Source organism: Pseudomonas sp. MYb327 (assembly GCF_040438925.1).
Taxonomy (GTDB): Bacteria; Pseudomonadota; Gammaproteobacteria; order Pseudomonadales; family Pseudomonadaceae; genus Aquipseudomonas.
Genome location: NZ_CP159258.1, coordinates 1460835 through 1482448 on the forward strand (window position 1 = coordinate 1460835; position 21614 = coordinate 1482448).

Genomic DNA, 21614 nt, shown 5'->3' on the forward strand with positions numbered 1-21614 from the left:
TCCTACAGTTCGGCTGTGTTGAGCCGTTCTCGATAGGCGACGCCGATCTTTGTAGGAGCCGGCTTGCCGGCGATGAGGCCTTCGGACATTGCGCTGATCTTGCGGTCGCCATCGCTGGCAAGCCAGCTCCTACAGTTCGGCTGTGTTGAGCCGTTCTCGATAGGCGACGCCGATCTTTGTAGGAGCCGGCTTGCCGGCGATGAGGTCTTCGGACGTTGCGCTGAACTGGCGGCCGCCATCGCTGGCAAGCCAGCTCCTACAGTTCGGCTTTGTTGAGCCGTTCTCGATAGGCGACCCGATCTTTGTAGGAGCCGGCTTGCCGGCGATGAGGCCTTCGGACATTGCACTGAACTGGCGGCCGCCATCGCTGGCAAGCCAGCTCCTACAGTTCGGCTGTGTTGAGCCGTTCTGGATAGGCGACCCCGATCTTTGTAGGAGCCGGCTTGCCGGCGATGAGGCCTTCGGACATTGCGCTGAACTGGCGGTCGCCATCGCTGGCAAGCCAGCTCCTACAGTTCGGCTTTGTTGAGCCGTTCTCGATAGGCGACCCCGATCTTTGTAGGAGCCGGCTTGCCGGCGATGAGGCCTTCGGACATTGCACTGAACTGGCGGCCGCCATCGCTGGCAAGCCAGCTCCTACAGTTCGGCTGTGTTGAGCCGTTCTGGATAGGCGACCCCGATCTTTGTAGGAGCCGGCTTGCCGGCGATGAGGCCTTCGGACATTGCGCTGAACTGGCGGTCGCCATCGCTGGCAAGCCAGCTCCTACAGTTCGGCTGTGTTGAGCCGTTCTGGATAGGCGAACCCGATCTTTGTAGGAGCCGGCTTGCCGGCGATGAGGCCTTCGGACATTGCGCTGGACGTGCGGTCGCCATCGCTGGCAAGCCAGCTCCTACAGTTCGGCTTTGTTGAGCCGTTCTCGATAGGCGACCCCGATCTTTGTAGGCGCCGGCTTGCCGGCGATGAGGCCTTCGGACATTGCGCTGAACTGGCGGCCGCCATCGCTGGCAAGCCAGCTCCTACAGTTCGGCTGTGTTGAGCCGTTCTCGATAGGCGACCCGATCTTTGTAGGAGCCGGCTTGCCGGCGATGAGGTCTTCGGACATTGCGCTGAACTGGCGGCCGCCATCGCTGGCAAGCCAGCTCCTACAGTTCGGCTGTGTTGAGTTCTGTTTTGGCAGCGCCCGGTCCACGTTGCATGGGCCGGGTGCCAAGCTCTTTAGTGCGCCACGATCGGCGCTGTCACGGTCTGCCCGAACGTCGAGCGCACGGTGGCCGTCGGGTTCGGTGTCGGGCCTGCGCCGGTGGTGGAGACCGATACCCGCCAGCGAGCTCCGGTACCCGTCGGCGTGAGGATCGCGTTGCCGAGGTTGAGCGGGCCGGCGGTGGTCGTCACGGTAACCGCCAGCGTATTGCCCGTGCCTTTCGACGTGGTCCCGGCCAGGTCCCAGGTGTAGCGGTTATTGCTGCGCACGGTGACCGAAGCGCTGGTGACCACCAGGTCTTCGTTGACCGCCGCAGGCGTGACCGCCACGGACACCGCTGCCGGTTCCGAGACCGCATTCTTGGCGTCGCTGGCCTGATAGGTGAAGGCCGCGGTGAAGGGGGCGGTCACCGTGGTCGGTGGCGTGTAGATCACGCGTACGCCATCGGTGATGACCGAGCCTTGGCCAGAGTCTGGCTGGGCCAGGCCCACCACTTTGAGCGGCAGGTTGCCGTCCGGATCGGTGTCGTTGGCCAACACGTTGATGGCCACAGGCTGGCCGTTACTGCTGGTGGCGCTGTCGGGGTTGGCGACCGGTTTTTGGTTCTGGCCTTCGTTGTCGTCATCGCCATCGTCACCGCTGCCGTTGCCTGGATTACGGAAGGTCGGCAGGGCGGCAGAGTTGACGTAAGTGACACCGTCCCAACCGGGCAACGGTGTCGGCATCAACTGGAACTGCCCCGGATGCTCGATATCCCAACGCAACAGCATTGACGTGTCTTCGTGCTGGGTGTTGTGGCAATGCTCCATGTAGGTCCCGGCGAACTCGCGGAAGTGGATTGCCATTTCCACGTCCACCGAACTGTCGATGCCTTCGCCGATGCGATACACGTCCTTGCGCGCCCATTTTTCCCATTCCGGCGGCGCCTTGCCGTCGCGGCTGAGGATGATGCCTTCTTCGAAGTGCACGTGCACCGGGTGGTTCCAGCCGTTGCCGCCGTTCTTGATTTTCCACACCTCCAGCGTGCCGTCGCCGGTGTAGCCGCCATCGGTGGGGCCGGTGGACAATTGCGCTGCCGCACTGATCCGCCGAGAGTCCATGTCGTAACCAAAGCCGCCGTCGGTCTTGATCGTCCACGGTGCTTCGTCGGTGCCGTCAGAGCGGCCGAAAATGAACTCGCGATGCCGGGCCGTTTTGATTTTTGCCAGGTCGGTGGGGTTATCGCGATCGAGGGTCAGCGGGATCATGGTCTTGCCCGCCGGTTTGCCTGGTTTGGCGGGTTCATAATCGGCGGGGTTCATGCTCACATCCTGGCCGGTGTAAGGCTGCACGATCAGTTGCATGAACTTGCCGACCACCGGGTCGCCCTTGTCCCATTCCGGGCCTTTGCTGCCCTGCTTGATGACTGCCTTGTACTTCTCGGACAGCACGTCGGCCAGGCTCAGGCCGTTTTTCTCCGGACCTTTGCCAGTCTTGTGTTCCATCAAGTTGACGAAGTACAGCTTGTCGCCGGTCTTGATCCCGTTTTTTGCAAAGTTGACGATGATGTCGAAGCGCTCGGCGATGCCTTGGGTCGGCAGGATGCCGTTGTGGTTCTGCTTATCGCCGTCACCGTCCAGGTCCATGCTGCCGTCGAACGGCACGGCGTGTTCCATGAGGTTGCCGTCGTTGCCGACCAAGTGGAACGGCACGCGGCTGTAAGACACCCCGGAACCGGACGGCCCCGGGAACTCACCGCCGTTGCCAGCGATTTCACGCACCAGCGCAATGCGGAAGTAGCGCGACACCGAGCCGTTGAGAATACGGAAGCGATAGCTGCGCGCGCGTACTTTCAAGCGTGGCTCGTACTGCCAGTTCACCAGGACCTGATCGCCGAGAAAGCCGTCGGTGTTGAACGGGTTGAACCACAACTGGCCATTGGCATCCCAGGCCTTGTCCGCGACGACCAGGTTGACGTCGTAGTCGCGGTTACCCCAAGGCAACGCGCTGCCACTGGGCAGGCGCAAGTTGACGCCATCCTCTATGGCTTCGTTGCCGCGGTCCAGGGCGCTGTAGTAGTTCATCATCACCGCGTTGCCCTTGTAGACGTTCTGCGCGGTGAAATCGAGCATGTGGTCGTGGAACCAGTGGGTGCTCATGGTTTCGCGCCAGTCGCCACGAATCTTGATCGTGCCGTTTTCGCAAGTCTTGAGGCCGGGGCTGGCGTCGTTGACGAACAGCTTCTCGCCCGGTGCGCAAGGGAACGCCGCGCGCGGGTCTTGCGCTGTGGTGTTGATGGTGTCGTAGCCGGCCAGCTGCAGCGGCCAGCGATAGTCGTAGTACTGCCCCGGAAAGAAAAACGCATTGGTATAGCCGTCGCTTTCGGCAGGGGAGTGGCCGTTGTGTTCGTGGGTGCTGATGGTGTGCAGGCCAAAACCCATATTGGCCGCGGGGTCGATCGGCAGGGCATTGTAGTGACGCATCAACACGGGTTGGCCATAGCGGACCATCAGCAGTTTTACCGGAAAGGTGCCGTCGAAGGTCCACAACGCATTGTGATTCTGCAGCGGAAAATTGGGGTGGAAGCGGGTATCGATGCCTTTGGTGGTGCCCGTGGTGGTCGGGATGTCCGAGGTCTGGTAGTAGAGGCCGCCGGGGCCGAATTCACCGACGGCGTAGTTGTGCAATTGCCGGCGGTCGCGCATGCCGGTGTTGATCCGCGCGCCCGCCTGCACGGTTTTGTAGGCGACTTGCGGGTAGAACTCGTTCCAGCGTTGATGCGACCAGCCTTTTCCCGGTGGCCTTCCCTCGGCCGGCGAACCCACGGGTTGGCGGTTGAGGAAGGTTTCGATCTGCGCCTTCCACGGGTTGCGGTCCAGCACGTTGGAGAACTGCGACGGAAACGGGAACAAGCCAGGCTGGCGCATGAATGCGTCCAGCGCCGAACCCGAGGGGGCGCTGCGAGCGACGCTGTCGGGGTCCTGCGCCGGTGCCGGGCCGACAGTGGGTACAGGGAACGTCAGGGGCGGTGCCGGAATCGTCGGGTCGAGTTTCTCGGTGCCGAATTCTTCGAAGAGCAGCAATTGCTGGGTGAACGGCAGAGCCCCGTACAAGGGGCTGGGTTTACCGTTAGTAGGGTAATTGAACGACGTCTGCAGACTCGGCGGCAGCACGTTGTCGGCCCGCGGGGTGTTGCGATCACCGAACGCGCCGTTGGGCAGGGCCAGTGCGCCCTGGTTGGTCTCGGGCATGGTCTTCAAGGCTTCGAGCGCTGCGGCGGCGGCAATCGGATCGGCAGGTGGATTGTAATAGGCTGAGGGATCGGTCGGTGGCGGCTGACTTTCATCGTCCAGGGGGGCCGCGCTGACGGTGGCGATGCTGGCGGTGATCAGTATGGCGGAGGCCACAGTCGACCCCCGTAATAAGCGAAACGTAGGTGGTGCGTTTTTCATTTGGTTTCCCCTTACACGTGCCAAAGTGGCGAAACCCGCCATCCCCATTGGGAAATGACTGCTAGTGCGGTGCAAGGTCCGGTGCAACAGACGGGCCATGTCAAAAGTGGGAATAAAATGTGTGATTTATTAGTAAGTTGTTTCTGATTGTTTCATGGCCGTGCCAGTTGGGGGTGGGGACATTTCCTCATAAATGGGGAAAATACCCTTATTTCATTGGGTTACTTTCACAAAACGCGGGTGGTCTTGCCAAAATGTGTCGGCTTGGAAGAAAATGAGAGTCATTATCAAATAAATTTTGTGTCGAGCTTTCTCCATGTCCTCTGTCGATCTCTCGCTGCAGCAAGCCGTGCATTCGCTTTACGAAGACCATCACAGTTGGTTGTGTGGCTGGTTGCGTAAACGGCTCGGCTGCCACCACAACGCGGCGGACCTGGCCCAGGACACCTTCATTCGCGTGTTAACCCAACGCAAGACCGTTGAGTTGCGCGAGCCTCGCGCTTACCTGAGTACGATTGCCCGCAGCCTGATGATCGACATGTTCCGCCGCCGGGCAGTGGAGCAGGCTTATCTGGAAACCCTGGCCAACCTCCCGGAACCCGTGGCGTTCTCCCCGGAAGCCCGCTCGCTGATCATCGAAACCCTGATGGAGATCGACCGCTTGCTCGACGGTTTGGGCGAGCGCACCCGGGAGATTTTCCTGATGGCCCAGCTTGATGGCCTCAGTTATGTCGAGATCGGCCGGCGCCTGGATGTCTCGGTGACCACGGTCAAGAAGCACGCGGTGCGCGCCCTGACGCATTGCCTGTTGCTGATCGAGGACTGATCCGTGGCGCGTTCCCAACCGCTGGATCACGCCACCCTCGAAGCCGCCGCGCGCTGGTACGTCGACTTGCGTGGCGAGGTGCCCAGCGAGGCCACTCGCGAGGCGCATCGCCGCTGGCTGGAGCGCGATCCGCGGCATCTTCAGGCGTGGGAACGCCTGGCGCGGCTGCAAGACAAACTCGAACAGGTCGTCCCGGGCATCGCTCGCCCGACTTTGGCCAGCGCCCGCGCCAAACGACGCGATGTGCTCAAAGTCCTGTCGATTCTGTTGATGGCGGGCGGGGCGGGGACTCTGGCCTGGAACACCACGCCTCTGCCGACGCTGATGGCCGACCAGCGCAGCGGCACCGGCGAACGGCGCCGGGTGCGTTTGGACGATGGCACGCAATTGCAGCTGAATACGGCAACTGCGGTGGATATCCGCTATAGCGAGAACCTCCGTGAGGTGCGTTTATTCCAGGGGGAGATTTTTATCGAAACCGCACGGGACGAACGTGCGCGGCCCTTTGTGGTTCACACCGCCGAAGGCAGCATCCGCGCCTTGGGCACCCGGTTTGTCGTGCGGCGCGAAGCGGACCTGACGCAGGTCAGCGTTCAGCAGCACGCGGTCGAGGTGCGCTCCGCCAACGTGCCGGCCACCGCCGTGCGCGTCGACGCCGGCCAGCAGGTGAGTTTTCGCCAGGACGCCATCGAGCCCTTGCAACGGTCCAACCCTCAGGCCGATGCCTGGACCCGCGACATGCTGGTGGTCAACGACTGGCGCCTGGATGAATTCATCCGGGAATTACAGCGGTATCGCCCCGGCCATTTGGGCTGTGATCAGGCGGTCGCCGCGCTGCGGATCTCCGGGGCTTTTCATCTCGGCGACCCCGACACGATTCTCGAAAACCTGACCTCGACCTTGCCGGTGCGCATTCGTCGATTCAGCCGTTTCTGGACGAGCGTGGAGCCGGTTTAAGTGTTTTTTGAAAAAAATCGTGCGCAGGGGTTATTGATTTTGATTCTCGTTCGACTTGGTAGTTAGAGGCGCACACAGGCGCCGCCATTCACTGCCAACGGGCGAAAGGAAACTGCATGACCCCTCGCAATCCCCAACACCGCATTTTTTCCACCCAGCCATCCGCCACACCTTTGAGCCGTGCCGTGCATGCCGTACTGCTCGGGATGGCGCTGGTCGTCCCGTTGGGCATGACGATGGCGGCGCAACCGGCCTGGGCGCAAACGGATGTCGAAACCGAGTTCGACATACCGGCTGGTCCCTTGGGGTCGGCCTTGACCCAATTCGCCGGTACGGCCGGGGTCACCGTTTCATTCGAGCCAAGCGCCGCCAACGGCCAGCAAACCGCGGGATTGCGAGGGCGCTACAGCGTAGACAGCGGTCTGCGGCAGTTGCTTGCGGGGAGCAAACTCGAAGCCGTTCGCCACGACAATGGCAGTTATTCGCTGTTGCCGATCGTTGCCTCCGGCGCGGCCATGCAATTGGGCGCGACCAGCATTTCCGGAGTTGCTGTGGAATCGGCCTACGGCCCGGTGGACGGTTATGTCGCTACTCGCAGCGCCACCGCGACCAAGACCGATACGCCGATCCTGGAAATTCCGCAGACCATCAACGTGGTCACCGCCGACCAGGTGGAAGTTCAGGGCGCACGCAACCTGACCCAGGCATTGCGCTACACGCCGGGGGTGAACACCGGTGGTTACACTGACCGCAACTCGATTGCCGACGAAATCACCAGCCGTGGATTCGCGCCAACGCCGCTGTACCTGGATGGTGCCTACATCCCCTATGCCGGCAGCCTCGGTGGCGCTCCGCAAATCGATCCCTACACACTGGAACGCATCGAAGTGCTCAAGGGCCCGTCGTCGGTGCTGTACGGGCAAAATCAGCCGGGTGGCCTGATCAACATGGTCTCCAAGCGCCCGACCACCGAGCAGCGCAGCCAGATCAAACTCGGGGCGGGTAGCTACAATCGGGTCAACGGCGCCTTCGATACCAGCGGCCCGATCGACGATCAAAAGCAGTTCAGTTATCGCCTGATCGGTGTGGCCGACAAAGGCAACGAAATGGTCGCGCACAACGAAAGTGAGCGCATGCTGTTGGCGCCGAGCCTGACCTGGGCACCCACTGACGACACGTCCCTGACGTTGCTGGCACAGATCCAGCGTGACGACGGCGTGCCGGATTATCAGTCGCTGCCGAGGATCGGCTCGCTCAACCGTGGTCCGAACGGCGAGAAAATCAACCGCGACTTTTTCTCCGGTGACACCAAATTCAACGATTACAAACGTGATCAATACATCTTCGGCTACGACTTCAGCCACAACCTCAGCGACGACCTGAAATACCGCTCGACGGCTCGTTACACCGACGTGCGCGACCGCTATAAAGGCTTCTACCTGCGCAGTTTCGTCACCGATGACGCCGGCGTGACTGATTACACCCGGGCTTACCGCACCAAGCTCGACTGGCGCCAGCACAACATCGCCTACACCATCGATAACAACCTGGAATACAAATTCAACACCGGTGCCCTGGAACACACCACGCTGGCTGGCGTGGATTATCGGCACTTCAACCGCAAATACGACGGCTACAACGCCTACAACGTGATGCCGGTGAATCTCTACGGCAAGAACAACTTCGACACCAGTAGCGTCACCCCCGTACTCGATACCCAATGGGATAACACCTTGCGCCAGACCGGTGTTTATCTGCAGGACCAGATCAAGCTGGACAAATGGATCCTGACCATCGGTGGTCGCCAGGACTGGGCGGAAATCGATAACAAGGATTTGCTGGCCTCGACCCACGAAGCCAAGCGCGATAACAAGTTCACCGGGCGCGTGGGCCTGACCTACGTCACCGACTTCGGCCTGGCGCCCTATGTCAGCTACTCCGAGTCCTTCCTGCCGACCCTGGGCACCGCCGCGCCCGAGCGTGGTGGCAAGGCCTTCGAGCCAACCGAGGGTCAACAGTACGAAGTGGGTGTGAAGTACCAGCCGTTCGAGAAAACCCTGATCACCGCGTCGGTGTACGAGATCAAGCAGAAGAACGTACTGACTGGCGACGATGACTATCCGGACTACATGTCTCAGAGCGGCGAAATGCGTTCGCGCGGTGTCGAACTGGAAATCAAATCCAGCCTCGACAACATCGACGTCATGGCCGCCGCCAGCTACATGGACTCGTTCTACACCAAGGACACCTGGGGCAACGAGGACAACCGCAACGAAGCCCAGTCGCCGGTATCGGCCTCGGTGTGGGTTGACTATCACTTCACCCAGGCCAACCTCAACGGCCTGACCTTCGGCTCCGGTGCCCGCTACACCGGGCGTAAACCGGGGGATGCCGCCAACTCGTTCCACGTGCCGTCCTACGTCGTCTACGACGCCACCGTCAGCTACGACATGGGCAAACTGGACCCGAGCCTGCGCGGCTTGCAAACCCGGGTGAACGTGCAGAACATTTTCGATCGTGAGTACATATCGGACTGCAACTACTCGTTTGGTTGCTATTACGGCCAGGAGCGAGTGGCTTCGGTTGAGATGACTTACGACTGGTAATTCAGCGGCGCGACGCCAGACGCCATCGCCGGCAAGCCGGCTCCTACAGTTGATCGCATTCCCCTGTAGGAGCCGGCTTGCCGGCGATGAGGCCGGGACAGTCAGCACAATGCCAACTGACCCACCACCAGCGTTCAAATCATCGGCGGCAATTTATCCAGCATCTTGTCCAGCGTAATCGGGTATTCACGCACGCGAATTCCGGTGCACCCGAGCCTGCGCGGCTTGCAAGCCCGGGTGAACGTGCAGAACATTTTCGATCGTGAGTACATATCGGACTGCAACTACTCGTTTGGTTGCTATTACGGCCAGGAGCGAGTGGCTTCGGTTGAGATGACTTACGACTGGTAATTCAGCGGCGCGGCGCCAGACGCCATCGCCGGCAAGCCGGCTCCTACAGTTGATCGCATTCCCCTGTAGGAGCCGGCTTGCCGGCGATGAGGCTAGGACAGTCAGCACAATGCCAACTTACCCACTACCAGCGCTCAAATCATCGGCGGCAATTTATCCAGCATCTTGTCCAGCGTGATCGGGTATTCACGCACACGAATTCCCGTCGCGTTGTACACCGCATTGGCGATGGCTGCACTGACCCCGCAAATACCCAGTTCGCCAACGCCCTTGGCTTTCATCGGCGAGGAAATCGGGTCGGTTTCATCGAGGAAAATTACCTCCTGGTGGGGGATGTCGGCGTGCACCGGCACTTCGTATCCGGCCAGGTCATGATTCACGAAAAAGCCGAGGCGCTTGTCCACCACCAGGTCTTCCATCAGCGCCGCGCCGACGCCCATGGTCATTGCGCCGATGACCTGGCTGCGGGCCGAGGTCGGGTTGAGAATGCGCCCGGCTGCGCACACCGCCAGCATCCGGCGCACGCGGGTTTCTCCGGTGGCTCTGTCGACCGCCACTTCCACAAAGTGCGCGCCAAAGGTCGATTGTTGATACTTCTTGCTCAGTTCGCCGAACTCGATGCTGTCTTCAGCGACGATTTCGCCGGACTGTGCCGCGTTGCGCAACGGCATGTTTTTTCCTCCAGCGTGGACCTCGCCACCGACGAATTCAGCGTCGTCGACGTTCACGCCGAGGCGTTGCGCCACGGCCTCACGCAGTTTGACGCACGCGGCATACACCCCGGCGGTCGAGCAGTTGCCACCGAACTGACCACCTGAGCCTGCAGACACTGGAAAGCTCGAATCGCCCAATCTCACCACGACGTTGTCGAGGCTGACACCCAGCATCTCCGCCGCCGTCTGGGCAATGATCGTGTAGCTGCCGGTGCCGATGTCGGTCATGTCGGTTTCCACCGTTACGATTCCCTGATCATTCAAGCGAACACGCGCCCCGGACTTCACCAGCAGATTGTTGCGAAAGGCGACACCGACCCCCATGCCGATCAGCCAGCGGCCCTCGCGCTGTGTGGCCGGTTGCGCATGCCGTTGGTTCCAGCCAAAACGATCAGCCCCGGTGCGCAGGCATTCGATCAAATGGCGCTGGGAAAAAGGCCGATCCGGCTTCACGGGATCGACTTGGGTGTCATTGATGATTCGAAATTCGATAGGGTCGAGTTTCAGCTTTTCCGCCATCTCGTCCATGGCAATTTCCAGTGCCATCATGCCCGGCGTTTCACCCGGTGCGCGCATGGCGTTGCCTTCCGGCAAATCGAGTATGGACAGGCGCATGGTCACGCGGCGGTTTTCCCCGGCGTACAACAATTTGCTCGGTTGCGCGGCCAGTTCCACCTTGCCGCCTGGTAAATCGCCGGACCAGCCTTCGTGGGCCATTGCGGTGATCTTGCCGTCGCTGCCGGCTCCGATGCGGATGCGTTGGATGGTCGCCGGGCGGTGGGTGCAATTGTTGAAGATCAGTGGCCGCGCCAGCGCCACTTTCACCGGCCGGCCGGCCATGCGCGCGCCGAGCGCTGCAAGGATCGCGTCGGAACGGATGAACAATTTGCCACCGAATCCACCGCCGATGTACGGCGAGATCAGGCGCACGTTTTTCTTCGGTATGCCGAGGGTGCTCGCCAGGTCGGTGACCGACCAATCAATCATCTGGTTCGATGTCCACAACGTCAGGCGGTCGCCATCCCAGGCGGCCATCGAAGCCATGGGCTCCATCATGGCGTGGGCCTGGTCGGGCGTCGTGTAGGTTTCGTCGAGTTGCACCGGGGCCGCCGCGAACGCGGTTTCAAAATCGCCGTGCAGCGTGTCTGCCATTTGCTCCTTGGGTTCAACGGCCGAGTCGCGAGAGCTGGCGAGATCGAAGGTGCCTTCCGTGCTGGAGTAGGTAATGTCCACTCGCTCTGCGGCGGCTCGAGCCTGTTCGAAGGTTTGCGCGACCACCAGCGCCACGGCCTGGTGGTAGTGCTGAATCTGCGGCCCACCAAGCAACTTGGCGGTGTTGTATTTGCCTTTGCCGAGCTTGCCGGCATTGGCGGCGGTAACGATGGCGATCACCCCCGGCGATGACTGCGCAGCTTCCAGGTTCATCGCGGCGATGCGCCCCTTGGCGATGGCAGAACCGACCACCACGCCATAGGCCTGGTTCGGCACGGCGTCGTGGTGTTCGTAGGCGTAAGGCGCCTGCCCGGTGGTTTTCAGCGACCCTTCGACGCGCGTGGTGGGGTGGCCGATGACCTTGCCTTGGTCGATGGGATTGGTGGTGGCAGGGGTGTCGAACTTCATGCCTGAGCCCTCGCTTGCGCCATCACCGAAGCGAGCGTGCGCTCGACCAGGGTCAGTTTGAAGGCGTTTTCATGGGTGGGTGTGGCGCCGGCCAGCAGTTGTTCCGTGAGCGCTTTAGCGCCTTTGTTCATCGCTGTTTCAGCGGTTTCCACGCGCCATGGTTTATGCGCGACCCCACCGAGAGCAACGCGGCCCGAGCCGTCCTGCTGGATTACCGCAGCCACCGAGACAAGGGCGAATGCGTAAGAGGCGCGGTCGCGCACTTTCTGATAGAGGTGCGTGCCGCCAATCGGCGCCGGCAAGGTCACAGCGGTAATCAACTCATGCGCCAGCAATGTGGTTTCAATGTTTGGCGTATTGCCGGGTAGACGATGCAGATCGGCGATGGCGATCACGCGTGTGGTGCCATCGGGTCGGACCGTCTCGACCTGGGCATCAAGCACACGCATCGCCACGGCCATGTCGCTGGGATGGGTGGCAATGCAGGCGTCGCTGACGCCGATAATTCCCAGTTGCCGACTGAACCCGCCAATGGCGGCGCAGCCACTGCCGGGCTGGCGCTTGTTGCAGGCTTGATGGGTGTCATAGAAGTACGGACAGCGCGTGCGTTGCAGCAGGTTGCCGGCAGTGGTGGCCATGTTGCGCAACTGGCCAGAGGCGCCGGCGAGAAGGGCGCGGGAAAGAACACCGTAATCCTTGCGGATGCGTGCGTCGGCAGCGAGGTCGGTGTTGCGCACCAGTGCACCGATTCTGAGGCCACCTTCGGGCGTGGCTTCAATGCGGTCCAGCGCCAGGTCGTTGACGTCGATCAGTTGCGTCGGCGTCTCGATGTCCAACTTCATCAGGTCCAGCAGGTTGGTGCCGCCCGCGATGAATCGCGAGCCGCTGACCTGCGCGGCGAGCGAGGCGGCTTCGGCTGGCGACCGGGCGTGTAAATAGGTAAAGGGCCTCATGCGCTGGCCTCCGCGACTTCGGTGATCGCTTGGATGATGTTGGAGTACGCACCGCAGCGGCAGATATTGCCGCTCATGCGTTCCTGGAGTTCGCTGGCGATCAGCTTCGGCGGTTCGGTGAGGCTTGGGCTGGCGTGGCTGGGAATGCCGTCGCGGATTTCCCCCAGCACCGCGACCGCCGAGCAGATCTGCCCCGGTGTGCAATAGCCGCATTGATAGCCGTCATGCTTGATGAACGCCGCCTGCATCGGGTGCAACTTATCCGGCGTACCGAGTCCTTCAATGGTGGTGACCTTCGAGCCTTCGTGCATCACCGCCAGGGTCAGGCAGGAATTGATCCGCCGACCGTCGACAATGACCGTGCAGGCGCCGCACTGGCCGTGGTCGCAACCTTTTTTGGTGCCGGTGAGCTGCAAGTGTTCGCGCAACAGGTCAAGCAGGGTAGTGCGGGTGTCGAGTTCCATTTGTTGCTGCGTGCCGTTCACCCAGATCGACACTTTGGTCTTGACGGGAAGCGCGGCGTTGGCGGCCGCTGCTTGCGCGGAAATGAAGGGAGGCAGGATCACAGCGGCTGCGGTCACCACGCCCACGATCAGCAGTTCTCGTCGGGAAATCGTCATCACGTTGGGCATCGGTACGTTTCCTATGGTTGATTGGCGATTACAGCCCTCATCCATTGACTGACCGCGAAGGTCAGGAAAACGTTTATGTTTTTTCGACTATAGAGTTATGCGTGTTGCTCATGAATCGATCAAGACAGGCGAGTTACGCGGTGCGGCGCGCTATGATAGGCCGCCGCGCCCATTCCCCCGGAGTCAGTCCCCGCAATGCCCCAGATCACCCACTACAAATCTCCGTGCCCCGAGCACATCAATAGTCAGATCCTGCAAATGGTGGTCGACAACCTGACCGACATCAGCATGGTTGCGATCCCGCCAAGCAACCTGTTGTACAACGTGTACCAATACGCCATCGGCTACGAGGTGCACCTGTATCTGGAAGCGCTGAACGGGGCGAAAGGGATTGAGGTGGAATTGCTGGTCGCCACGGACCTGGATGACCCGGAAAAAGTCGTCGGATTCCTGCTGTACCTGCCGGTCAAGGACGATACGGACGCGTGCGGCGTGGCCTATATGGCCGTGGACGCCAGCCATCGCCGACAAGGGATTGCGCGCCGGATGCTGCGGGAGATGGTCGGCCGTTATCCGCATGCCGAGCTGACCTGTGCGGTGGCCAAGGTGCCGTACTTTGAGTCGATGGGCTTCCAGGTGGTGGGTACACGCGCCACCCAAGTGTTGATGAACACCCGCGACCACGGCAGCAATGGTTTGATGGCGCAGCTGGATGTGGCACCGATCTACAGTTCGCTGGAGGTGCGGCAGATTCATACCTACCTGCTGCAAAAGCACGGCAAACGGGCGATGCTCGATGCGGAGAAACAGCGTGATCGGCACCTGGATCAGATAACGCGCAAAGCCAGTGAGTTTGTCCGCGAGCGATTGGGCGAACACGAATAATAACTGTGGGAACAGGCTCACTCCCAGAGGGGATGTGTGGTGGTTTCCAGAATGCACAAAGCCCGGCCAGGTGCCGGGCTTTTTCTTGTCTTGTTCACGCGCAGTTAAAAAAGAGCCTCAAAGCTCTTTGATGGGGAGAAGTGGAGCCATTGAGGCTCAAGATGCGCATGAAGCAGGCGGTGAGCTTGATAGGGGTTCAGTGCACTCACCACCTACGCAACGGCCTGGACAAGCAAGCGGCTGCGCAACTCCATCCTAGGAAGATGGGGGTTCGGCCTCAAGTACCGCTAGTCGAATCCCCCCACAAGTGTCAGCTTCTGCGAGGTCCATCACCCGGCCAACCGGCCTGATTCAGGGCCTTGAGCGGCGTTTCGGCATCCAGCCCCGGCACCGCGTGGCCGTTACCTTCGGTCGTTTCGGCGGCAAGCAAGGCATTGATGATGACTTCGTCGACGGCTTCGGTGGCGGCCAGGAACAATTCGCTGATGTGATCGTTGTTGACCATGCTCAAGTTGTCGCAGGTCGTAGTTTTTTTGCTCTCGTAAGCAGCCGGTGGCACGTGCTGATTACCCGTGGCGAAAGCGATGAAGATGTCGCCGCTGTGGTCTTCATTGCCGCCGCCAGTGCGCGCCAGGCCGAGGCAAGTCGAAACTGCACGGCTCATTCTCCAGGGCTTCTCCAGCAAGGCCATCGCCCAGCAAATGGGCATCTCCCCGGAAACGGTGAAGGTGCATCGACGCAATCTCTATCACAAGCTCAATGTGTGTGGGCATGATGAGTTGTTTGCGTTAGTGCTTAATCCGCCAGGGTAAACACCAACGCCTTCAAACCACACTCAACATCCGCATCCGGAAACTCCGGCGGATTGTCCAGGCGCTGTTCAAAGCGCAGGCTCGGCGCTTCACGAGTGACGCCGTCGATGAGGAAGTCTGCCCCGAACGCCGGGTCGTTCATGCAGGCAAGTACGCTGCCGTTTTCAGCGAGCAGTTCAGGCAGGCGACGCAGCACGCGTTGATAGTCCTTGGTCAGCAAAAAACTGCCTTTCTGGAACGATGGCGGGTCGATGATGACCAGGTCGTACGGCCCCTTGCCGATTACCTTGCCCCAGGACTTGAACAGGTCATGGCCGAGAAAAGTCACCTTGCCCAGGTCATGGCCGTTGAGCCGGTGATTGTCGCGACCACGGCTCAGGGCCGGGCTCGACATGTCGAGGTTGACCACATGGGTTGCGCCACCTTCGATGGCCGCCACCGAGAAGCCACAGGTGTAGGCGAACAGGTTCAGCACCCGTTTGCCCGCCGTATTAGCGCGCACCCAGTCGCGGCCGTAGCGCATGTCGAGGAACAGGCCGGTGTTCTGTTTGCGCCCCAGGTCCACTCGATACTTCAGGCCGCCTTCGACAATTGTCAGCTCGTCGACTTCTTCCCCGAGCAACCATTCGGTGGTGCTTTGCAGCAGGTAGCGATGCTGCAGCAGTAGGGTGTGCGCACCGGATTGTGTCCATTCGGCTGATTGCGTGAGCTCCTGCAAAAGCTGTTTCAACGCCTCCAGCTGCGCCGCTTCCGGCTCCTTGAACAGCGCCACCAGCACGACGCCTTGCAACCAATCCACAGTCAATTGTTCGAGCCCCGGCCAGCAGCGGCCGCGCCCGTGGAACATACGGCGGGTTTCGGCAGGAGCGGCCGCCAGGGCGGTCAGCAAATGTTCACGGAGGGTGGCGAGGGCGTCAGGGGTCATCGGTCTGGGTCAGTAATTTGAGGGCGCGGCATTTAACCATAATTGCACCATAGTCGGGTCGGCACGAAACAGGGTGGGAGCCTGCTCGCGATTGCGGTGGGTCATTCACAAATTGAGTGCCGGATACGACGTCATCCCGAGCAGGCTCGCTCCCACAGGTTCTCCCACAGATTATCGCGGGCGAGTTATCACATTTAATTTAACTTTACGTGAGGATTTGGCGATCTTCCGGCTCGCATACTTGGCCCCAATGAACACCAAACGGGAGCCGGACATGTCGCAGTCAACTGCTTCACCCAAGGCCAGCCATCCACGCTGGCTGAGGCTCACCCATTGGCTGAATGCCCTCGCGGTAATGGTGATGGTCACAAGCGGTTGGCGCATCTACAACGCCTCGCCGATCTTCGAATTCAGCTTCCCCAAATCGATCACCCTCGGCGGCTGGCTTGGTGGCGCCTTGCAATGGCACTTCGCGGCGATGTGGTTTCTCGCGATTAACGGCCTCATTTATCTATTCATCAATCTGGTCAGCGGTCGCCTGAAACGACGCTTTTTCCCGGTTTCACCCCAAGGTGTGCTGCATGACCTGTGGGCCGCGTTGCGGGGCCGGTTGGGGCATGCCGACCTGAGTCATTACAACCAGGTGCAACGGCTGGCGTACTTGTTCGTGATGGTCGATATCACGCTGCTGGTGATCTCCGGGCTGGTGCTGTGGAAGTCGGTGCAGTTCCCGTTGCTGCGTGAGTTGATGTGGGGTTACGAAGGTGCACGCCGTGTGCACTTCTTTGCCATGGCACTGCTGATGGCCTTTGTGGCGGTGCATCTGGTGATGGTCGCGTGGGTGCCGAAAACGCTGTTGGCCATGATCATTGGCCGCAAGGAGCAGGTATGAAAAAGCGCATTCAGGTCCCCGGGCTGGACGAGGCTTCGGTCCTCACCGACGCCCGCAAGATCCTCGCCCCGCAAATCGAAGACCGCTCGCGTCGTTCGTTCCTGCTGCGTGGCCTGACCCTCGGCGGCGTGGCCATGTTGTCCGGCTGCAACCTCACCGACAACGACAGCGTCGAAACTGCGCTGTCGTCCATGTCGCGCCTTAACGATCGGGTGCAGGGCTGGCTGTTCAATCCCAATGCCATGGCACCGACCTATCCCGAGTCGATGATCACCCGGCCATTCCCGTTCAATGCCTTTTACGGCATCGACGAGGCGCCGACGGTAGAGGAGGAGAGCTATCGGCTGGAAGTCACCGGCCTGGTGGCGGACAAGCGCAGCTGGCGTCTCGAAGAGCTGCGCGCCATGGCGCAGACCGAGCAGATCACCCGGCACATCTGCGTGGAAGGCTGGAGCGCGATCGGTCGTTGGGGTGGTGTGCGTTTCAGCGATTTCCTCAAGCGCGTTGGCGCCGACACTGACGCCAAATATGTCGGCTTCAAGTGCGCCGATGACTACTACACCAGCATCGACATGGCCACCGCACTGCATGCGCAAACCTTGTTGGCGCTGACTTATGACGGCGCCGTGCTGCCTCGTGAATACGGCTTCCCGATGAAGCTGCGCATGCCGACCAAGCTTGGCTACAAGAATCCCAAACACATCCAGGCGATTTTCGTCAGCAACACCTACAGCGGCGGCTACTGGGAAGACCAGGGCTACAACTGGTTCGGTGGCAGCTGACGAGCGCCCGACAATTTCCCCGTCCGCAACCCAATGCATCAAGGAGTTTCATCATGAAAAAGTTGACCACCGTTGTTCTGTCCATGTGTCTGGCCGTTGGTGCTGCGTCTGTGTTCGCTGCTGACACCATGAGCAACGACAGCATGAGCAAGGATTCGATGTCCAAGGATGCGATGAAAAAAGACTCGATGTCCAAGGATGCAATGTCCAAGGACGCTATGAAAAAAGATTCGATGTCCAAGGATTCCATGAGCAAGGACGGCATGAAGAAAGATGCCATGTCCAAAGACGCGATGAAAAAGGACGCCATGTCCCAGTAACTCGCGTCCTGTCATTCGGGGCCTGATTTGCGTTCAAGCCCCCATGACAATTGATAGCATTTTCAATGCTGCGAATCTGTTTGATCATTGATTTCATCGACTCCCTGTATCAAAAATGAATTTCCGCAGATACCGTTGCTCATACCTGTAGGTAGCGGATTTAGAGCCCGCGAAAGTCATTGATGAGATCAGGGAGCGGCAAGGTCATGAGTCGAGTACCGACGGCGGGCGAACACCTTCCTCACGGGTTGATCCTGGTGGTTGAAGACGACCCGCTGATCCTGGAATTTCTCTGTGAAATTCTTCAGGACGAAGGTTATGTGGTGCAACCGCAGTCCAGTGCGGATGCTGCCTCGGTGTATTTGCAGGAGCACGCTCCGGACGTCAGGTTGTTGCTGACTGACATCACCATGCCGGGCACGCTAAATGGTGCGGATCTGGCCAATCTGTTCGGTGATCGTTGGCCGGAAAAACCGATCATGATCATGTCCGGCTTCGAAACCCCTGAAAGCTCCGGGGTCCGGCACGAAGTTTCGTTCATCAAGAAACCCTGGGCGCTGGGGCAGCTTCTTGATTGTGTGGACGGTGCCCTGAAATCACGCCGTACCCTCTAGGCGCTGCCGCAGGCTGCGATCTTTTGATCTTGTATTTGAAAAGCCAAAGATCGCAGCCTGCGGCAGCTCCTACAGGGTTCGTGTACATTCGCTGGGACACCCGGTGAACCTTGAGACAGGAAAGTCCCTTTGCCCCCTCAAAAATCCGTCTTTGATACTCCATACCGTGCCTTCCTCTTAGACATGGACGGCACCATCCTCACGTCAATTGCCGCCGCCGAGCGCGTTTGGGCCACCTGGGCTATTCGCCATGGCGTAGATGTCGAGACCTTCCTGCCCACCATCCACGGCGCCCGCGCCATCGATACCATTAATCGCCTTGCGTTACCCGGCGTCGATGCCGAGGCCGAAGCCGCATGGATCACCCAAGCGGAAATCGAGGATGTCGACGGGGTAGAAGAAGTGGTTGGCGCGGCGGAATTTCTCAAAGCATTGCCGGCTCATCAATGGGCCATCGTCACTTCTGCACCGAGAACGCTGGCGTTGCGGCGAATGGCCGCCGCCGGCATTCCGGAGCCGGATGTGATGGTCACTGCCGAAGATGTCACCGCCGGCAAACCGGACCCGTCCGGATATCGATTGGCAGCTCAACGGCTCGGCGTCGAGATATCCAATTGCCTGGTTTTCGAGGACGCGACGGTGGGCATTCTCGCGGCCGAGGCGGCAGGAGCGGACTTGATGATCGTCACGGCGACCCATGAACAGCCGATTCAGACGGCCCATACCACGCTGGCAAGTTATGACGACGTTGCTGCTCGTGTAGAAGCCGACGGCAAGATTCGACTTCTCACCGTCTGATGTGGGAGCAGGCTCGCTTCCACAGGGGATTTGTGTTCGTTTCAGTAAATCTTGGGAATCAGCCGCCAGCTGCGGGCGCAGTAAGCCTCGTATTCACCCCCGAATTGCGCCCGTAACAACGCCTCTTCCGAAGGTATCCGCGCAATCAACGGAATCACCGTCAGCGCTGCCAGCAACAACCCAACTGCCGAACGAAACGCCAGCGCCCAAACCGCCAGCCAGAGGTAGGCGAGGGTGGAGACAATGGCGAAAAACGCCAGTTTGGCTGAGATTTTCATGAGGCCTCCCAAAATGCTGGTGTGACCCCTTCATTGTAGGAGCTGGCTTGCCGGCGATGGCGGTGTAACTGACACCCGTGGCGCCTGTTTCTCGAGCAAGCCGGCTCCTACAGCGACGACGGACGATCGGATCTTGCGCTGCGCCGAATCACCTGCGGCGGTTGCCCGAACGCTCGTAGAAATGCTTCGCGCATGCGGCGAGGATCACTGAAGCCCGTTTCCAGGGCGATCTGTTCGAGCGTGAGACGCCCGCGTTCGAGCATCTGCCGCGCTGCCTCCAGGCGCAGGTTTTCGATTGCCTTGGCTGGCGACTGACCGGTTTCGGCGCGAAACGCGCGGCTGAACTGACGCGGGCTGAGGCCTGCCACGTCCGCCAATTGTTCGACCGATAAGGTTTCGGCGAGGTGTTCCCGGGCGTAGCCGAGGACGGTTTGAATGCGGTCGGATTTCGGCTCCAGCTCCAGCAGCGCCGAATGCTGTGACTGGCCGCCGGCCCTGCGGTGGTACATGACCAATTTCTGCGCCACCGAGCGCGCAAGTTCCGCGCCGTGATCCTTTTCGACCATGGCCAGCGCCAGGTCGATACCGGCGGTCATGCCGGCGGAAGTCCAGATCGAACCGTCGATGACGTAAATGCGGTCGGCTTCCACCGTGATCGACGGAAAACGCTCTTGCAACTGCCGCGCATAGGCCCAGTGCGTGGTCGCCCGGCGTCCTTCCAGCAATCCGGCCTGAGCGATGACGAAAGCCCCGGAACATATCGACGCCGTGCGCCGCGCGGTTTGGGCACTGGCACGCAAGTAGTCGAGAACGCCTTCCGGCGCCTGTTCGAGGATAGCGTCGCCGCCGACCACGATCACCGTATCGAACACCTGCTCACCAAACGCCTCGGTGCCGACACTCAGGCCACCGGACGCGCGCAGGGTGCTGCCGTCTTCGGACAGCACGCGCACGTCATACAGGGTTTCACCGGCACTGAAGTTGGCGTACTCGAACACCGGCATCGCCGCCAGCGCCATGGATTGGAACCCCTCGAACACCACAAACGCCACGGTAATCATTGCCAGGCCCTCAAAATGGTCATGTCCTGAAAACGTACATTAAACGTCATTTGAGACGAGCACGAATCAATTTATAACGGATCACACCCGGCGTCTGTTTCGCCTCATCGTGAAGGAAATCGAACATGGCTCTCTCTTCCAAAGGCACTGCACTGATCACAGGTGCTTCATCCGGAATCGGCGCGGTGTATGCCGACCGTCTCGCCCGGCAGGGTTACGACCTGATTCTGGTGGCTCGCAGCCAGGCAAAACTCAACACCTTGGCCAATCGCTTGAGCGACCAGACCGGCCGCAGCGTGGAAGTGGTTACCGCGGATTTGCAAGACAAGGCCGACTTGTTGCGGGTCGAACAGATCCTGCGTACCGATGCGAGCATCACCCTGTTGGTCAACAACGCCGGGGTCGGCGCGGTCATGCCATTGCTGGAAAGTCCGGTGGATGACATGGAAGACATGATCACCCTCAACATCACCGCGTTGACACGCCTGGCTTACGCCGCAGCGCCGGGCTTCGTCGCGCGGGGTGCCGGGACTGTGATTAACATCTCATCAATCGTCGCCATCGCACCGGAAATCCTGAACGGCGTGTATGGCGCAACCAAGGCGTTTGTCCTCGGCCTGAGTCAATCGATGCATCGTGAATTGGCGGACAAAGGCGTCCGCATCCAGGCCGTGTTGCCGGGCGCGACCGCCACTGACTTCTGGCGAGAAGCCGGCAACCCGGTGGAAAACCTGCCGCAGGAGATCGTGATGTCTGCCGAAGACATGGTCGATGCTGCATTGGTGGGGCTTGAGATGGGTGAAGTGGTGACCATTCCGGGTTTGCACGATGGCGAGCAATGGGATCGCTATGAGGCGCAGCGCCAAGTGCTGTCCGGGTTGTTCGGCAATTCGACGGCAGCGGCGCGTTATCGCTGAATAAAAGATCGCAGCCTCGTTTCACTCGACAACTCCCAC

General features: G+C 60.4%; 19 protein-coding genes and 3 pseudogenes. 12 read left to right on the forward strand and 10 right to left on the reverse strand.

The window, feature by feature from the left end; genetic code table 11:
- Positions 1-129: 129 nt before the first annotated feature.
- The 3 genes from ABVN21_RS06500 to ABVN21_RS06510 all read right to left on the reverse strand — a co-directional run bounded on the left by ABVN21_RS06500 (position 130) and on the right by ABVN21_RS06510 (position 4633).
- Positions 130-342, reverse strand: coding sequence for a hypothetical protein (locus ABVN21_RS06500; RefSeq protein ID WP_339561668.1), 213 nt, complete (start codon positions 340-342; stop codon positions 130-132).
- 548 nt (positions 343-890) lie between these two features.
- Positions 891-1103 (reverse strand): hypothetical protein, encoded by a 213-nt coding sequence (locus ABVN21_RS06505; RefSeq protein WP_339561667.1) that lies wholly within the window; start codon positions 1101-1103, stop codon positions 891-893.
- A gap of 113 nt (positions 1104-1216) precedes the next feature.
- Positions 1217-4633, reverse strand: a complete 3417-nt coding sequence (locus ABVN21_RS06510) for an Ig-like domain-containing protein (RefSeq protein WP_339556229.1) — start codon at positions 4631-4633, stop codon at positions 1217-1219.
- A 316-nt stretch (positions 4634-4949) separates the two neighbouring features.
- Here ABVN21_RS06510 and ABVN21_RS06515 point away from each other — a divergent pair, with 316 nt between their 5' ends.
- From ABVN21_RS06515 to ABVN21_RS06530, 4 genes are all read left to right on the forward strand, one after another.
- Complete coding sequence (locus ABVN21_RS06515) at positions 4950-5459, forward strand: sigma-70 family RNA polymerase sigma factor (protein ID WP_339556230.1); 510 nt, start codon at positions 4950-4952, stop codon at positions 5457-5459.
- A gap of 3 nt (positions 5460-5462) precedes the next feature.
- Positions 5463-6416, forward strand: a complete 954-nt coding sequence (locus tag ABVN21_RS06520; protein ID WP_339556231.1) for a FecR domain-containing protein — start codon at positions 5463-5465, stop codon at positions 6414-6416.
- Positions 6417-6532: 116 nt separating this feature from the next.
- The gene (locus ABVN21_RS06525; RefSeq protein ID WP_339556232.1) at positions 6533-9022 is read left to right on the forward strand and encodes a TonB-dependent siderophore receptor; all 2490 of its coding nucleotides are present in this window, start codon (positions 6533-6535) and stop codon (positions 9020-9022) included.
- 165 nt (positions 9023-9187) lie between these two features.
- The gene (locus ABVN21_RS06530; RefSeq protein WP_353637230.1) at positions 9188-9373 is read left to right on the forward strand and encodes a hypothetical protein; all 186 of its coding nucleotides are present in this window, start codon (positions 9188-9190) and stop codon (positions 9371-9373) included.
- Positions 9374-9507: 134 nt separating this feature from the next.
- Here ABVN21_RS06530 and paoC read toward each other — a convergent pair whose 3' ends face one another.
- Genes paoC through paoA form a run of 3 tightly spaced genes read right to left on the reverse strand, consistent with a single transcriptional unit; the run spans position 9508 to position 13279 of the window.
- Positions 9508-11706 (reverse strand): aldehyde oxidoreductase molybdenum-binding subunit PaoC, encoded by a 2199-nt coding sequence (paoC, locus tag ABVN21_RS06535; protein WP_339556233.1) that lies wholly within the window; start codon positions 11704-11706, stop codon positions 9508-9510.
- Positions 11703-12659 (reverse strand): xanthine dehydrogenase family protein subunit M, encoded by a 957-nt coding sequence (locus ABVN21_RS06540; RefSeq protein ID WP_339556234.1) that lies wholly within the window; start codon positions 12657-12659, stop codon positions 11703-11705. Before ABVN21_RS06540 ends, paoC begins: the two co-directional genes overlap by 4 nt.
- Positions 12656-13279, reverse strand: coding sequence for an aldehyde dehydrogenase iron-sulfur subunit PaoA (gene paoA / locus ABVN21_RS06545; protein WP_339556280.1), 624 nt, complete (start codon positions 13277-13279; stop codon positions 12656-12658). Before paoA ends, ABVN21_RS06540 begins: the two co-directional genes overlap by 4 nt.
- A gap of 207 nt (positions 13280-13486) precedes the next feature.
- Between paoA and ABVN21_RS06550 the strand changes: the two genes are divergently transcribed.
- Positions 13487-14176, forward strand: a complete 690-nt coding sequence (locus ABVN21_RS06550; RefSeq protein ID WP_339556235.1) for a GNAT family N-acetyltransferase — start codon at positions 13487-13489, stop codon at positions 14174-14176.
- 310 nt (positions 14177-14486) lie between these two features.
- Here ABVN21_RS06550 and ABVN21_RS06555 read toward each other — a convergent pair.
- Positions 14487-14816: pseudogene (locus ABVN21_RS06555) on the reverse strand (P1 family peptidase); the annotation flags it as partial.
- Between ABVN21_RS06555 and ABVN21_RS06560 the strand changes: the two are divergent.
- A pseudogene (locus ABVN21_RS06560) lies at positions 14815-14988 on the forward strand (LuxR C-terminal-related transcriptional regulator); the annotation flags it as partial. The pseudogenes ABVN21_RS06555 and ABVN21_RS06560 overlap by 2 nt on opposite strands.
- On the opposite strand, the gene ABVN21_RS06565 reads toward ABVN21_RS06560, so the two are convergent.
- Entirely contained in the window at positions 14972-15913 is a 942-nt protein-coding gene (locus ABVN21_RS06565) for a class I SAM-dependent methyltransferase (RefSeq protein WP_339556236.1), read from the reverse strand. The pseudogene ABVN21_RS06560 and the gene ABVN21_RS06565 overlap by 17 nt on opposite strands.
- Before the next feature lie 274 nt (positions 15914-16187).
- Between ABVN21_RS06565 and ABVN21_RS06570 the strand changes: the two genes are divergently transcribed.
- The 5 genes from ABVN21_RS06570 (at position 16188) to ABVN21_RS06590 (ending at position 19319) form a co-directional block, all read left to right on the forward strand.
- A complete protein-coding gene (locus ABVN21_RS06570; protein ID WP_339556237.1) occupies positions 16188-16805 on the forward strand; it encodes a cytochrome b/b6 domain-containing protein in 618 nt (205 codons plus the stop codon).
- Positions 16802-17587, forward strand: coding sequence for a molybdopterin-dependent oxidoreductase (locus ABVN21_RS06575; protein WP_339556238.1), 786 nt, complete (start codon positions 16802-16804; stop codon positions 17585-17587). The genes ABVN21_RS06570 and ABVN21_RS06575 overlap by 4 nt, the downstream gene beginning before the upstream one ends.
- Positions 17588-17640: 53 nt before the next feature.
- Positions 17641-17907: a pentapeptide MXKDX repeat protein gene (locus ABVN21_RS06580; RefSeq protein ID WP_339556239.1), complete on the forward strand. Its 267-nt coding sequence runs from the start codon at positions 17641-17643 to the stop codon at positions 17905-17907.
- A gap of 206 nt (positions 17908-18113) precedes the next feature.
- Positions 18114-18521, forward strand: coding sequence for a response regulator (locus ABVN21_RS06585; RefSeq protein ID WP_339556240.1), 408 nt, complete (start codon positions 18114-18116; stop codon positions 18519-18521).
- Between the two features lie 129 nt (positions 18522-18650).
- Positions 18651-19319: an HAD-IA family hydrolase gene (locus tag ABVN21_RS06590; RefSeq protein ID WP_339556241.1), complete on the forward strand. Its 669-nt coding sequence runs from the start codon at positions 18651-18653 to the stop codon at positions 19317-19319.
- A gap of 41 nt (positions 19320-19360) precedes the next feature.
- Here ABVN21_RS06590 and ABVN21_RS06595 read toward each other — a convergent pair.
- Both ABVN21_RS06595 and ABVN21_RS06600 read right to left on the reverse strand, forming a co-directional pair.
- Positions 19361-19537 (reverse strand): annotated as a pseudogene (locus ABVN21_RS06595) (isoprenylcysteine carboxylmethyltransferase family protein); the annotation flags it as partial.
- Between the two features lie 167 nt (positions 19538-19704).
- Positions 19705-20658 carry a GlxA family transcriptional regulator gene (locus ABVN21_RS06600; protein ID WP_339556242.1) on the reverse strand — a complete coding sequence of 318 codons (954 nt, stop codon included), beginning with the start codon at positions 20656-20658 and terminating at the stop codon, positions 19705-19707.
- Positions 20659-20783: 125 nt separating this feature from the next.
- Between ABVN21_RS06600 and ABVN21_RS06605 the strand changes: the two genes are divergently transcribed.
- On the forward strand, positions 20784-21575 hold the full coding sequence (locus ABVN21_RS06605) for an SDR family oxidoreductase (RefSeq protein ID WP_339556243.1): 792 nt from the start codon (positions 20784-20786) through the stop codon (positions 21573-21575).
- The last annotated feature ends 39 nt before the right edge of the window (positions 21576-21614 follow it).